The 15503-nt window shown below is 46.1% G+C and carries 10 protein-coding genes; 2 read left to right on the top strand and 8 right to left on the bottom strand.

Annotated features, from left to right (window positions below; translation table 11 throughout):
• The first annotated feature begins 86 nt into the window (after nt 1–86).
• Nucleotides 87–4904 carry a LamG-like jellyroll fold domain-containing protein gene (locus NYE58_RS08895; RefSeq protein ID WP_341001574.1) on the top strand — a complete coding sequence of 1606 codons (4818 nt, stop codon included), beginning with the start codon at nt 87–89 and terminating at the stop codon, nt 4902–4904.
• 194 nt (nt 4905–5098) lie between these two features.
• Complete coding sequence (locus NYE58_RS08890; RefSeq protein ID WP_038569496.1) at nt 5099–6013, top strand: ArsR/SmtB family transcription factor; 915 nt, start codon at nt 5099–5101, stop codon at nt 6011–6013.
• Between the two features lie 49 nt (nt 6014–6062).
• Here the strand turns inward: NYE58_RS08890 and NYE58_RS08885 are convergent, their stop codons facing one another.
• From NYE58_RS08885 to NYE58_RS08850, 8 genes are all read right to left on the bottom strand, one after another.
• On the bottom strand, nt 6063–6344 hold the full coding sequence (locus NYE58_RS08885; protein ID WP_076100542.1) for a DUF6171 family protein: 282 nt from the start codon (nt 6342–6344) through the stop codon (nt 6063–6065).
• Nucleotides 6345–6356: 12 nt separating this feature from the next.
• Nucleotides 6357–7853 (bottom strand): alpha-N-arabinofuranosidase, encoded by a 1497-nt coding sequence (locus NYE58_RS08880; protein WP_038569495.1) that lies wholly within the window; start codon nt 7851–7853, stop codon nt 6357–6359.
• 108 nt (nt 7854–7961) lie between these two features.
• Nucleotides 7962–8756, bottom strand: a complete 795-nt coding sequence (locus NYE58_RS08875) for a DUF421 domain-containing protein (RefSeq protein WP_341001572.1) — start codon at nt 8754–8756, stop codon at nt 7962–7964.
• Nucleotides 8757–8807: 51 nt separating this feature from the next.
• Nucleotides 8808–10640: a glycoside hydrolase family 35 protein gene (locus NYE58_RS08870; protein ID WP_076317291.1), complete on the bottom strand. Its 1833-nt coding sequence runs from the start codon at nt 10638–10640 to the stop codon at nt 8808–8810.
• A gap of 25 nt (nt 10641–10665) precedes the next feature.
• On the bottom strand, nt 10666–11940 hold the full coding sequence (locus NYE58_RS08865; RefSeq protein WP_244886442.1) for an alpha-L-fucosidase: 1275 nt from the start codon (nt 11938–11940) through the stop codon (nt 10666–10668).
• 115 nt (nt 11941–12055) lie between these two features.
• Nucleotides 12056–13453, bottom strand: a complete 1398-nt coding sequence (locus tag NYE58_RS08860) for an ABC transporter substrate-binding protein (protein ID WP_076100552.1) — start codon at nt 13451–13453, stop codon at nt 12056–12058.
• Between the two features lie 141 nt (nt 13454–13594).
• The gene (locus tag NYE58_RS08855; protein ID WP_036675652.1) at nt 13595–14431 is read right to left on the bottom strand and encodes a carbohydrate ABC transporter permease; all 837 of its coding nucleotides are present in this window, start codon (nt 14429–14431) and stop codon (nt 13595–13597) included.
• Nucleotides 14432–14446: 15 nt separating this feature from the next.
• Nucleotides 14447–15376, bottom strand: a complete 930-nt coding sequence (locus NYE58_RS08850; protein ID WP_051490863.1) for a carbohydrate ABC transporter permease — start codon at nt 15374–15376, stop codon at nt 14447–14449.
• Nucleotides 15377–15503 lie beyond the last annotated feature (127 nt).

Genomic DNA, 15503 nt, shown 5'->3' with positions numbered 1-15503 from the left:
TTTACATTTTTTTCAGTAAAGAAGGGAGGAATTGGAAAAATACGCGTGTACAAGCTCTACATCACTAGAATCGGAGGATCATACATTTGAGAAAAACTACTGGTAAACTAACCGCTTCCCTGCTTGCACTCACTCTATTAGTGCCTGCTCCATTAATTTCTGCAGCTTCTGCAAGCGATTCCAAATCAGTCGCATTATCCACTCAGCAACAAATCGCCGATTATTCCGGCCACTGGGCACAGAAGGATTTTCAATCTTGGGTAGATAAGGGCTTGATTCTGGGTTACGGAAACGGAATATATAAGCCAAATCAAGAAATCAACCGTGCAGAGTGGGTTACTCTGGTTAATCGGGTCTTTAATTTGCAGGAAAAAGCCGAAATTGGCTTCACGGATGTTTCCACGACAGGTGCTTACTACAGCGATATCCAAAAAGCAACCGCTGCAGGATATGTGACAGGATACAGCGATGGCACCTTCCGACCCGCACAGCAAGTAAGTCGTCAAGAAGCTGCAGTAATGTTATACAGACTGTTCCAACTCAACTCATCTGTTGGCACTTCTGCCCCAAAGGATGCTGCTGATTTGCCAGAATGGAGCCAAGAAGCAGTATTGTCTTTACTTGGTGAAGGTTATCTGCAAGGCTACACTGACGGCAGCTTTAAAGGAACTCAGGCTGTAACAAGAGCGGAAGCACTGCGCATGATTGAGAAGCTGGGCGGAGAAATCACACCTAAGAGCGGAAGCTATTCGGGGATTAACACTCGGAATATGGTTATCAGCAGCCCAGGCGTAGAGTTGAAAAACTCCACAATCTCAGGGAATCTCTACCTTACCGAAGGTATTGCTGAGGGCGATATCACACTGAATAATGTCACTGTTAAGGGAAAAGTATTCGTTGCCGGTGGCGGTGAGAACAGTGTCGTACTAAGCGACTCCAATGCTGCTGAAATGGTAGTAGATAAGCATAACGGCAAGCTGCGCGTCGTTACTAGAGGCACAAGTGCTGTACCAAACGTACGCGTACATTCCGGTGCAATACTAGAGGAAGATGCATTAACGGGGGCAGGTTTCAGCCGGGTTATTGTTGAGAATACGCTGCCTAAGGATTCCATCCTCAAGCTGAAAGGAAGCTTTGATTCCGTTGAGCTTCAAGCGTTGGGAGAGCCTACACTCCATCTGACAGCAGGCAGTATTGCTGAAGTTACACTGAAGCAAAAAGCCAAGCTACGTGTAGAGGCAGGTACGGAAATCAAGAATCTAATCCTTGGTTTCAACGATATCCTAACCATCCAAGGCACGGGTAAGGTTATCTTTGATAGCAAGTACAGTCAGCTAATCCATTTTGAAACACCAACTCCAACGGCTACGGCAACCACTGGTACTGGTGGATCTAACGGCGGTTCTGTTGCTACATCAGCTCCGGAAGTTACAGCTACTCCGGCTCCAACTGCTACACCAGATCCAACGGCTACACCAAATCCAACAGCTACACCAAATCCAACAGCTACACCAAATCCGACGGCTACACCAAATCCGACGGCTACACCTAGTCCGGGAGCAACTGCACCAGCACTCACCAATGTCTCGGTGCATGATCCATCGGTGGTTGTGGATAATGGAACTTATTATGTATTTGGCTCCCATATCGATGCGGCCAAATCAGATGATCTGATGAACTGGACACAGTTCACTAATGGTTATACAACACCGGGCAACGTGATTTTTGGTGATCTGTCCAAGAATCTGGCAGAATCCTTTAAATGGGCTGGCGAGAACGATTCGGACAGTAAAGGCGGATTCTCCATCTGGGCACCGGACGTATTCTGGAATAACGATTATAAGAACGCTGATGGAACAACTGGCGCTTATATGATGTATTACAGCGCTTCTTCTACTTATATCCGTTCGGCGATTGGCTACGCCACTTCGCAAAATATCGAAGGGCCTTATACTTATGGAAATACCGTAATTTATTCCGGTTTCACCAAGGAAGAGGCTTATGACAGTGACAGTAAAGTAAATAAGAAATGGGACAATACAAATATCAAGGACCTTATCGGCAATGGAACGCTGGAAGGTGTCAATCCAGATTGGTTTAATGCAGGTGGTTTGTACCAAAACAAAACCTATACAAATGCAATTGACCCAACTATTTTCTACGACAAAGACAACAAGCTTTGGATGACTTATGGTTCATGGTCAGGTGGTATATTCATTCTGGAGATTGATCCAGCTACCGGAGAACCTAAATATCCAGGCAAAGATGGAAAGACCGCTGATGGACGTCTTATCGACCGCTATTTCGGAACCCATATTTCTGGCGGAATGACCAAATCGGGTGAAGGTCCGTATATCGTTTACGACAAGGATACTGGTTACTACTTCTTGTATGTAACTTACGGTGGACTTGACTCCAAAGGCGGTTACAGCATGCGGCAGTTCCGTTCAACAAATCCGGACGGCCCTTATACGGATGCAGCAGAACAGAATGCTGTTCTAACTACCGATGGTGACAACACACCATATGGTAATAAGCTATTAGGAAACTTCATGTTTACAAATCAAAATGCAGACCCGAATTTCCAAACGTATGGTTATGTGTCCTCAGGACATAACTCGGTACAATATGATGATGAAACGGGTAAAATATTTAACTTCTTCCACACTCGTTTCCCACTCCGTGGTGAAACACATGAACTTCGTGTGCATCAAATGTTCACTAACGAAGATGGCTGGCCAGTAACTGCCGTACATCGTTACACGGGTGAAACTATTGGGGCTGTAGCACGGGATAATGTTGTCGGCTCTTATCAGTTCGTTAACCACGGCAAAGATGTTTCAGGCATCATCAAGCCTACAGTAGATATCGAGCTGAAAAGTGACGGAACGATCGCTGGATCGTTAACCGGAACTTGGGAATTGAAGGATGAGTACTTCGCTCATTTGCTTATTAACGAAACGGAAAATGGAAACACCGTACAACATCTCTACAAAGGTGTATTTGTGAAGCAATGGGATTCCTCACGCCAACAGCATGTTATGACGTTCACCGCAATGTCAGATCAAGGAATCACTATCTGGGGCAGCCAGATGGAATCGATGAGCGTTGAGCAGATTTTGAACAATATTGCTGCAGGCTTGAGTATTGGTGACACAAGAAAAATATACGATGACATCACCCTCCCTACGGAAGGCTTGCGCGGAGCAGAAATTTCATGGTCCTCTTCCAATGAGGCCGTAATTGGTAACAATGGTAAGGTTACTCGTCCTGAACTTGGACTTGGAAACGCTACAGTTGAACTGACTGCTACAATTAAGCTAGGCGAAGTCGCAGTAACTAAAACCTTCACCGCCGTTGTTATGGAAAAAAAGAGCACGCAACTGGAAGACGGCTTAGTAGCTGCCTTTGACTTTGATGGCGACCTTGCAGAAAATGGTGATCGTACAGCTGACGGCATAGTCACCGGAAATCTGATCAACAACACTGAGGATGGAGACATCACTTTTGAGGCTGGTAAAGACGGTCAGGCAGCCAAGTTTGATGGCAAATCCGGTGTTCGTCTACCTGACGGATTAATTCAAAGTAGCGCATACTCAGTAGGGATGTGGCTGAATCCATCCGAATTAAAAGCTTTTACTCCTGTATTCTTCGGTGCTAAAACCGAAACGAACTGGTTCAGTCTCCTGCCTTATGGAAACGGTGGAGCAACCACTAGACTCTGGTTCGGTAGCGATACTTGGCTGGATGCTGATACAGGCTTACAAATTCCAGTTAACCAGTGGACGCATGTAGCCTTCACTTACAATGCTGGAACAGTCAATATGTATGTAAATGGTGTATTGAAATCCTCCGGAAAAGGATTCACAGATATTTTTGATAGAGAAGACGGCGTATTTGCTCTTGGTGTGAACTATTGGGATGCACCCTACAAAGGTTTGGTTGATAAATTCCGCGTGTATGATAGAGCATTGTCTGCGGAAGCTGTAGGCTGGCTTGTAAACGGTGAGCCTGATACGAATATCAAAGTAAGTAATATTTCATTCAGTGAAGCTGTTAAATCAGTAGCTGTAGGAAATACTTTCACCCCTCAAGTAAGTGTGCTTCCGACCAATGCCGGAAATAAGGCGCTAACTTGGAGCTCTAGCGATTCCAGCGTAGTGGCTGTTGACGCAGCGAGCGGAATAGTAACAGCACTAACTGTCGGTGGCCAAGCTGTAATTACTGCAACAGCGACTGATGGAAGCGAAGTTTCAGCCAGCTACACAGTAAATGTAACTGATGGAAAAGTAGCTCATTATGCTTTTGATGGCGACCTGGATGACTCCTTCCAATTGAACGGAAAAGGCGAAGTTACAGGAGCAAAAGTAGATAGCCCAACAGTAGGCAATATCACATACGGTAACGGTGTCCTCGGTCAAGCTGCAATATTCAACGGTACCTCCGGTATCCGTTTGCCTGATGGATTAATTGACAGCAATACCTACACCGTATCTATGTGGCTAAACCCTGAACAACTTACAGATGCAACAACTACTTTCTTCGGCGCTGCCACTAAAAATAGCTGGATTAGCTTCGTTCCTCAGAACGGTGGCGGTAAAACGTTGTTATGGTCCGGAGAAGCTTGGTATGATGCTATTTCTGCCATGAAGATTCCAGTAAATACATGGACACATGTTGCGTTTACGGTCAGCAATGGAACCGTAAAAGTTTACCTCAACGGAGTAGAGCAGTTCTCTGGTGATGGCTTCCCGAATGTCTTTAAGAATAAGAATGGCGTTTTCGCTCTAGGCGTCAACTATTGGGATGCACCATTTAAGGGTATGATTGATGAACTGAAGATTTACAGCAGAGCGCTCAAGTCAGATGAAGTACAGGCAGAGTATAGCTCGAACGTAGATTAAGCAAGACTTGATTTGAAAAGAGAGAGCGGAGCCACAGGCTCCGTTCTTTTTTTAAAGTCCCATATTGTAAAAAAAGTATTTAACTAATATAATCATTAACTATACGTCCGAGATAAACGTCGATTTTTATATTGTTATTAATAAATTTCTTAATCATCGGCGATTAGCCCATAAATTTTAATTGGAGGCCATTTATGAAACTTGACCTGTCGGAAGAATCCCTTCCCGTCTATGAAGCTTTAGCCAGCTCAGTACGCCTACACATGTTGCGTTTGCTTGCCGAAAATCCTATGAATGTTAAGGAATTGGCCGCAGCAGTAAATTTGAGTAGCGCCATTATGACTATGCATGTGCGTAAGCTGGAAGCTGCCGGCCTGATCCAGACGCATATGGCACCTGGTCGAAGTGGTCTGCAAAAGATCTGTACTCTAGCTGCTGAAGGAGCAGAAATCACCTTTCCAGGCAGACAAATCAATGAGCGCAAAAGTTATCGCAAGGAAATTCCGGTTGGACATTATTCCGACTTCCTGATCGAGCCAACCTGTGGTCTTGCAACTACTGAGAAAGTGATCGGCAGTTTTGATGATCCCCGATATTTCTGGGATCTTGAGCGTATGAATGCGGGGATTCTTTGGTTCGGCAAAGGATTTATTGAATATAAAACCCCTAATTTCCTACTCTCCAGCCAGCATCCTGAGGAATTGATTATAACCATGGAAATTGCTTCCGAAGCACCTTCCATTAATAATAATTGGCCTTCGGATATCACATTCACTCTGAACGGAGTGAAGCTTGGATTCTGGACAAGTCCCGGTGACTACGGGGATAGCCGTGGTAAATATACACCGGCCTGGTGGCCAGCACTCACGAACCAATACGGCTTGCTCAAGCAGCTGCGCATTACAGCAAAAGGTACATTTATGGATGGTTTGAAGCTCTCAGAAGTTACCCTTGATCAAGTGAATATCCGTGACAAACAGTGGTCTTTTAAGCTTTCCGTAGATGAAGATGCCGAGCATATTGGCGGGATTACTCTTTTTGGCAAAGGTTTTGGAAATTACAATGAAGATCTAATCGTTGAATTGTTCTATACGGATAACCAAGAATAAAGCCGCATTCACCTCCCATTGGAGAGTCGAATGCGGCTCTTATTTTAGCTTAATTCTTTTCGATAAAGGGGCCCCACAAGCCACCCCCGGGTAATGGACAACTACGTTCCTTAAGCTTGGCTACTACGGGGATGATGCAACCGCAAGCGACGCAAGTTACCCCTTCGTGCAGCTTAGGGCAAGTCCCACAAAGGGCAACCCGTTCAGCGTAAACTTCATCTGGAACACAAAACTCTGGCTTAAACATGGAAGAAGACAAGATACGATTAATCTGCGTTGGCGTAACTTTATAATCCTCTCTGCATCCCTTGCATGTTGATGTTGTTGACATGGTAACACCACCTTAAGCCTTCGGCGTAATCTCCAGCACAGTTACTGACATTGGAGGCAGTTCAACATTAAGAAGATCGCCCTCCAGAGTAAAGGCAGTGAAGGCTTGCGGCACTACTGCCTCCGGTTGGCTGAAGGTATTGTGAGCATCAATTTTGTCACCGGCAAGTGTTGTGCCTGTCACTTCAACCTTCTTCCCGGAAAGACCACGAAGCTCGAGTGGTACAGTAGCAGAAGCTGCATGGTTCAAGTTGCAAAGGCTGACATGAATGATTCCAGAAGCAGTTACGGAAGCCGAAGCAGATACTTCAGGAATCTCACGGCCTTCAAAGCTGTAAGTGCCACTTTCCAGTGCCAAATCCAGCAACTCCGCATCCTGATGGACTTTAAACATATTGAACACATGATACGTAGGAGTCAGCACCATCTTTTCCCCTTCGGTCAATATAACTGCCTGAAGTACGTTAATCGTCTGCGCAATATTTGCCATCCGTACCCGGTCACTATGTTTATGGAAAATATTCAAGGTCACGCCTGCCACAAGAGCATCCCGAATTGAATTTTGTTGATACAGGAATCCTGGATTCGTTCCCGGCTCTACATCATACCAAGTTCCCCACTCATCTACGATAAGGCCTACTCTTTTATCCGGATCATATTTATCCATAATAACGCCATGTCTGGTGATCAGCTCATCCATGCGAAGGGCTTTCTCTAATGTACTAAACCATTCACTCGTTTCAAAGCCTGTAGCTGCACCTTTATTCTCCCATGCTGGACCAGGGATTGTATAATAATGCAGGGTAATCGAGTCCATAAAGCGTGTTGCCTCACGCATCAGAACCTCCATCCAGTGATAATCATCCACGTTAGGACCACAAGCAATCCGGTGAATACGATTGTCCCCGTAATTACGTACATACGTCTGATATTGGCGATAAAGATCTGCATAATATTCTGGACGCATATTCCCGCCGCAGCCCCAGTTCTCATTCCCCACGCCAAAATAAGTCACAGCCCAAGGCTCTTGATGGCCATTCTGCTGGCGAAGCTCGGACATTGGAGATACGCCTCCAAAGGTTAAATACTCCACCCATTCGGACATCTCTTGAACGGTACCACTGCCCACATTACCGTTAATGTAAGGCTCACATTCCAGCATCTCACATAATTCCATGAATTCATGTGTACCAAAATGGTTGTTCTCAACCGTTCCGCCCCAGTGAGTGTTGATCATACGTTTACGACCTTCACGGGCTCCGATACCATCTTTCCAGTGATATTCATCTGCGAAACAGCCGCCTGGCCAGCGAAGTACAGGAATTTTAATTTCCTTAAGCGCTTTCACGACATCATTACGAATGCCGTTGGTGTTAGGAATAGTTGAATCTTCTCCAACCCAAATCCCTTCATAAATACAACGGCCTAGATGCTCAGAAAAATGTCCGTAAATATTTCTGTTAATCGTCCCTTTGCGAATGTCAGTATTAAGGATCGCACGTTCTGCCATGGTTAAATACCGCCTCTCAACGTTTATATTTTTATTAACTAATTAATAATTATATAAACATTATAAGACGCTGCTTAGGCATCCGTCAATCTCCAATATGAATAAAAGCTATTCTTTATCAATAGGTTTCTTTATCCCGTCTTCATAATAGTCAAAAATGAGCTGCTGCTGCGTTCCTCTTACCCCGTAAAACACATCAGAAATTTGTTTTCCCTTACGTCTTAACTCGTTCTCCAGCCACTCGTGGGTCAGGCTATTATCCTTAAGATTATCTGCAAGCACTATTCCATCCATAATCAATTCAACGGGAAAGCTCTGAGGAACGGACAACAGCTTTAGATCTTTTCGGGTAACATATTGGTACTCTTGTTTCTTTAATACAGACACCATTCCGTTATCTTCCAGCACAGCGTATTCTACTACCTCTAGATTAAAGATTTCCTTTTCTCTCAATGCCTGATCCAAAGAGTCCAACGAATACCTTACCTTTTTCATATTTTGCTCAAGAATTTTCCCATCCTCAATAAGTACAGTGGGTGAACCTGAAATCCAGCTTCTCATTTTACGACTTTTTAAAGCGATGACAGATAGTATAAAAGATGTAACGGTAACGACTATAAGCGCCAGGATCATGTAGGAAGAATGCAGCTGTTTATTAAACGCCAGGTTCGCGGCTATTGAGCCCAATATAATACCCGTCACGAAATCGTGGAAGGTCAAGTTAGATAACGTTTGTTTTCCCAATATTTTGGCGATCAGCAAAAGTATGATCATAGCAACAAACGCCCTAAGCACAATGTCCATATACACCTGCATCTCTAATGCTCCCTTCCTATTCAATCCTCCATTATTCACATACCAAGGTGAAATGAAACGTACCCCGGAGATTTTTATAGACGTCAAAAAGGCTCTGGAAGGGTTCTAACGAACCGCCCCAAAGCCCTAGCTGCGAATCTACAAGTTATCATCCTGCACAAAATTCAACACGGCGTCATCGACGGCCGAAGTTCTTCCCAGATCAGGAAGGTCCACAAGCTCAATCTCGCAAGTCTCCGCACGGCCATGCAGCTCCAAAAGAACAAGTTCATTGCGCCCCTTGCGCAGCAATGGGCCCGGGATATATAGGGCGCGTTGCGGCCCTGCGTTCCAGTAGCGGCCCAGATTAAAACCATTGATCCAGGCGACCCCTTTATTCCATCCATCGAATCGTAGAAAGGTATCGCCAATCTCCTCCGCCTCGAAGCTCCCCCGGTAGAATCCGGGCAGACCCGAAAGGGTCGCAGTTTGCTGCTTCTCCACCGGGTGCTTCTTGTACGCTAGTGAATCCAGCTGTTCCTGTTCCAACGGCAAAGTACGAATCGTCCAGTTATATTGCAGCTGGTTATCAATCCGAACCCCGTCCAGAATCCCTTTCGGATCGCGAATGAGCGGCCCGTAATTGATTCGTCCCATGTTCTCGACGAGGATATCCAGCTGCGCTCCCCCAGCGGGGATGGAAAGTTCCAGTGGCAGCGGATTCCAGCGCTCAATCACCCCAAGCACCTGTCCATCCAGGAAGACCTGCGCCCGATCGCGCACGCCCTCGATGTAGAGTTTCTGTCTAGAGCGCGGCCCTTTCACATAAGTGCTGTACAATATAAAACCATAGGATTGTCCGAGCTTCTCCATCGGCTGTACACACACGCTGTTCACCGTCTCTGATAACTTCTCCAGATTGGAAGCTGTGAATAGTTCCGCTCTTTCCGTCAAAGCGACTTTCCCGTAAGAAATCTTCGGAATCGGCTCAGGGAGTGGACAAGTCGGGGCAAATCCATGGTTGCTGAGTACCGACCGGACAGCTTCAAATTTCGCCGTCGTATCTCCCCATTCCGTGAGCGGGGCATCATAGTCATAGCTTGTAGTCGTTGGCTCGTAGGTGACGATATGATTCGCACCATTATAGAAACCAAAATTGGTTCCACCATGGAACATGTACATATTAAATGAGGAGCCCTGTGTCAGAATCTCATCCAGAACACCTGCTACATCCCCGGCATCGCGTACATGATGATCCTCCATCCAGTGATCAAACCAGCCGTTCCAGTATTCCATCACCATAAGCGGCTCTTCAGAGCGGTATTCCCGATATTTGCGGAAGGATTCCTCTGTACTGGAGCCGAAATTGACTGTCGCATGCACATCCTCCAGTGTTCCGCCGAGCAACATCTCATCGGTTGGCCCGTCGGAAGTAAAGAGCAGCACATCGATCCCTCTGCTGACCAGTCCATCACGCATATAGCCCAGGTAGCCACTGTCATTACCATAGCTGCCATATTCATTTTCTACCTGAACGGCCAGAATTGGTCCGCCATGTGTGGAGAGCAGCGGAACCAGCAGAGGAATTAGCTCATCGTAATAACGGTCTACCTTGCTTAAATAAAGAGGGTCACAGCAGCGAAGCTGGAGTTCCCCGTAAGCTAGCAACCAGCCCGGCAGGCCTCCGAACTCCCACTCTGCACAGATGAATGGACTCGGTCTGACAATAACATGAAGCCCAAGCTCCCCAGCCAGTTCGATAAAAGATACCACATCGGCCATGCCATCAAATACGAACTGCCCTTCTTTAGGTTCATGTATATTCCAGGCGATGTAGGTCTCCACAGTATTGAATCCGCAGGCTTTCAATTTCAGCAGCCGGTCTTTCCAATATTCAGGCACAACCCGAAAATAATGAATGGCTCCTGATACGATACGATAAGGCTGTCCGTCCAGCAAATAGTGTCCGTCGTTCCAGGTGAGCAGGCTCATTATCGACAACCTCCTTTATTAATATTTATTCTAACGATTCCCCGCAGTGGTAGACGGCAAGCCGTCTAATCTTGGGGCTTGCGGCAGCTTCTGACACCCGTAAGCGGATTTTCTCTGCGACAACCGGAGGGAAGGCGTCGATTTTCTTATGGCCAATCGAACTGCCACGCTTCAACTCCAGCCACGCCCCGTTGCTGTACGCTTCCAGCATATATCCTTCTACTCTTTCGCCGTAAGCGATATCCTCCATAATCTCGGCATGATCAATCACAGTAGCTGCTGGCAATTCCAGTTCAACAATATCTCCAGTACCTGCTGTTACCGCCAGAGCCTTGTCAAATCTGCGTCTTATCTCCTTGCCGAATTCCAGCAGCCGCTGCACATCAGCCTCCGGAAACAGCCCGCGGTTGTCAGGGGCTACATTGAGCAGCAAAGTTGCCCCATGTCCAACCGAACGATAATAAATATCCATTAGCTGCTCCAGAGACAGCAGCAGATGCTCCTCCTCAGGATGCCAGAACCAGCGGTCTTTACGGATGGGCACATCGCATTCCGCAGGCACCCAGCTCGGCGTTCCGGGAAGCCAGTTCAATGAAGCTTCACTGAACATGCTACCCCGCGCAGAATTTGCAGTGTTCCAGCATGGATAAGGAGCAACGCCATCCTCATTGCCAACCCAGCGGATCGTTGGTGCCCCCATATTAAACACCATGGCGCCTGGCTGGTGGCGCTTGATCAGATCCATAATCCGCTGCCAATCGTAATTGCGGCCCTCCGACCCTGCGCCGTCGAACCAAATTTCCGTAAGCGGACCATAGCCCGTAAGCAACTCTTGTAATTGTATGGCATAGAAATCATCGTACGCTTGCGGATCTGCATAACAGGGCTCATGTCTGTCCCACGGAGACAAATAAATGCCGAAGCCAACTCCAAGTTCACGGCAAGCCTCCGCGCATTCCTTGACGACATCGCCGCGCCCTTCTTTCCATGGGCTAGAAGCCACAGAATAAGTACTTGTCGCAGTCGGCCACAAGCAGAAGCCATCATGATGTTTAGCTGTCAGTATAAAATAACGGAATCCAGCTTCTTTGGCTGTACTAACCCATTGGTGGGCATCCAAATGAAGCGGATTGAAGACCGCAGGTGAATCATTGCCTTCTCCCCACTCCTGATCGCAAAACGTATTGATGCCAAAATGGCAAAACATCCCCAGCTCCAGGTCCTGCCACTCCAGCTGTTCCCTAGAAGGCAGCGCCAGTTGCTCTTCCGGCTTGTTCTGTGAAAATCGGCTTTCCATCATTTCTACACTCTCCCATATGTTTGTGTAGGCCCAATATATAAATAAGGCTTTGGAAAGCCAGTTGATGACCTTCCAAAGCCCCGTCCACAACTTGTGATACTTGCTTATTCCCTATTTATTTTATAACACCTTTTTCGTTGATAATTTTTGTTGCTTCATCAACCATCCATTGCTGCACCTTATCAATCGATTCATTTCCAAGCATAAATCTGCTGAAGCCGTCATCGATTATTTTGGTCAATTCGGACGTTGCCGTCGTCATCACCTGCGCACCATCAAGGAACTGAATTGCACTGTCAAAGAGTGTATATTTGAGTGAATCCATATCATACATATCCTCTTTGCCAGCTACCAGTTTGGTCAGCAAGGCTTCATTATCCGCTTTTTTATAACCGGAGAATTCCAGTCTGTTATCACTAACAGCCGTTGACATAAATCTCATCAGTTGGAAAGACGCCTCTTTGTTCTTCGAAGTAGCGCCCATCGCCAGCATATTGCCGCTGGTGAAGTATTTGCCCTCATATTCTTTTGGTTCCGATCCTGCCGGAGGCACCGGTACCGGAGCAAAAGCTGTCTTGAAATCATGCGGATACTGCTCAGTATTGCCCGGATCAGCAATCGTCCAGTTACCAGCCAGAATCATAGCGGCTTCTTCATTAAAGAATTCCGTGCGGTAATTGAGCTTAGCCGCTAAAGCGTCTGCATAAGTTTTCGCAGATTTATCAGCAGACTCCATATCTTTGCGCAGCTGGAAGAAGTATTTATAGGTTGGATCCGCGAAAATGGTCGTCCCGTCATCATACACGAATGGATCTTTCATCATCGTTTGGGCCGGAGCGTTCATATACAACTCCCAGGTGTGGAAGTATGTGCCGTAACGTTTGTCTACGCCTTCACCTTTGGTCAGTTTTTTGGCATAGTCGCGGTAGTCATCCCATGTCCAGCCAAAAGTAGGTACAGGCAGACCAGCTTCATCCAGTGCATCTTTGTTCAGCATTACATAGTTGCTGCTCTTGGTATATTGCATCCCATAATAGTTGTTGTCTACCTTAGCATTCACATAATATTCATCCTCAGGAACGAGGTTATCCTTCTCATAGAATTCATTCAGCGGGGCAAGTGCTCCCCGGGTCGCCCGTTCAAGTACGCCTCCAAGGCTTGGTACCTGAACAACGTCAATCGCTTCGCCGGATGAAATCAGGAAGTCGAGTTTCTTCAGCATCTCCACAGAATCACCGGGAACGAGTGTCACATGCTCTACCTTGATATTTGGGTTCTGATCCATAAATTCCTGCAGCATGGCATCCGTGCCTGCTGATTGGGCTTCATTGTCCCAGTTGTAATATTTGATGGCGACTTGCTTGTCCACCTTGGTGTTCCCGGCATTCGTACTGGCTTCAGCACCGCCATTCTTCTCTGAATTTCCGGAATTTCCACAGGCGCTTAACGTTAAGGAAACCGCCAGCATGGAGCCTAGTACAACGGATAATCTTTTTTTGCCCTTTGTTTTCATTTTACTTCCCCCCGCACTGAAATTTAAGTATAGTGCCTTGTTCATTTCTTATTATAGGCACCCGCTGTACAAGCCAAGTGCACAATTTTGCTGTAGTAGGATCACATTTTTGACTTTTACCCTCTTTTGCATACCCGCAAGTCAGCCCTTTACGCCTCCCAAGGAGATTCCGTTAATGACTTGCTTTTGCAGGGCAATGAATACGATGACCAATGGGATGATCGCCGAAACGGCTGCCGTCATCATAATCGCATAGTTGTTCGAATAATCGTCCCGGAACAGTGTCATACCGAGTGGGATAGTGTACAGATTCTTGTTTAGCAAGAAGATCAGCGGATTCTGGTAGTCATTCCAGGTCCAGATAAATTTGATGATCGCCACGGTAGCGAGCACCGGCTTGCAGAGCGGAACAATGATAGACCAGAATATCCGCAAATGGCCTGCACCATCAATTCGTGCCGCTTCAATATATTCGTCGCTGATACCAATCATAAATTGTCGCAGCAAGAACGTGAAGTAGATGGAGAACATACTCATTAATACGATAGCAGCATGAGTATCATAGAGGCCGAACCAACGAATCAGCAGAAAACGCGGAATCAGCGTGGCCTGGTCAGGAATAATCATGAACGACAGCAGCGCCAGAAAGACCATATTCCGTCCTTTAAACTTGATTTTGGTCAAGGCGTACGCCGACATAGATGAAATGATCAGTGTGATGCAGGTTGTAATAATCGCAACTTTAAAGGAGTTTAAATAGAAATGGGAGAAAGGTACCCGTCCCATCCAAACCATCTTGAAATTATACGCTACATTGATCTTCTCGGGAATCCATTGGATCGGGAAGCGCATTACATCTTTTTCATATTTGAAGGCTGCGGAAATCATCCAGATCAGCGGAATAAGAAACACAATGGACAAAGCCCCCATGATGCAGGTAGTGATCACTCTGGACATATTTTTTCTAATCAGTTGCATGTTAATCTCCCCCCTTTATTCTTCATTTCTCATTTTCCACGTGGCCGCGGTAATCAAGCCGATAACAGCGAATAGCAGCCAGGAAATTGCAGAAGCGTAGCCCATGTTGTAGTATTTGAACCCTTCCTCATAGATTCTGAACACAAGCACGGTAGAAGAATTATTCGGACCGCCTTCGGTCAAAAAGGCGATGATGTCGAACACCTTAAACGAGCCAATTAGCATGGTAATAAGCAGGAAAAATGTGGTCGGACGCAGCATCGGAACTGTGATGGCAAAGAATTTTTTCAGCGCGCTGGCGCCATCTATTTCGGCGGCTTCGTAGATTTCATCGGAAATATTCGTCAAGCCAGCCATATAGATAATAATGGTGTAGCCAAGACTCGCCCAAGAACTGATAATAGCAATGGATAACAGTGAGGTTTTTGGATCAACTAGCCATTTCGGAGGGCTGGAAATTCCAAACTCCATCAGCAACTGATTGATCGGTCCAAGAGACGGATGGAACAATGCACTCCATACGGCAGCTATCGCAATAATCGAAGAAATATAAGGAATAAAGAAAGCCACTTTAAAATAATTTTTGAGGAACACACTGTTTTGAATCAATGCCGCGAGCACCAGCGCAATCGCAATCGGTATCGGCACGGTCATAATCATATAAAAAGCATTGTTCTTCAAAGCTTGAATGATACTCGGATCATGGAACATTTTGATATAGTTATCCAATCCGATGAACTCGATTCCTTTGACTCCCGATAATAGATCCCATTTCGAGAAGCTCAAATAAAGTGAGAATCCAAGCGCAAATACATTAAGAAAAAGCATCCCGACAATTTCCGGTGCCAAAAACAGCCATCCGGTTAAAGCCTCTTTCCGTTGCGGAGTCCAGAATTTCCGCTTCTCTTGCAGAATTTTTGGCACAGGTTGTTTTGCAGCCTCCACGTTGTATCACCTCGACAATTTGATTTGTCATTATAGTAATACATCCGCCTTCCGCAAGAAGGAGTGATTATGACCCGGAATGTGCAAGATTTTGACCTTTGTCCGCCGACAACAAAAAACCGCCCTA

The organism is Paenibacillus sp. FSL L8-0708 (assembly GCF_038009325.1).
Taxonomy (GTDB): Bacteria; Bacillota; Bacilli; order Paenibacillales; family Paenibacillaceae; genus Paenibacillus_AQ; species Paenibacillus_AQ odorifer.
The sequence above is the reverse complement of the archived record's forward strand: the minus strand, read 5'-3'. Positions and strand labels throughout refer to the sequence as shown.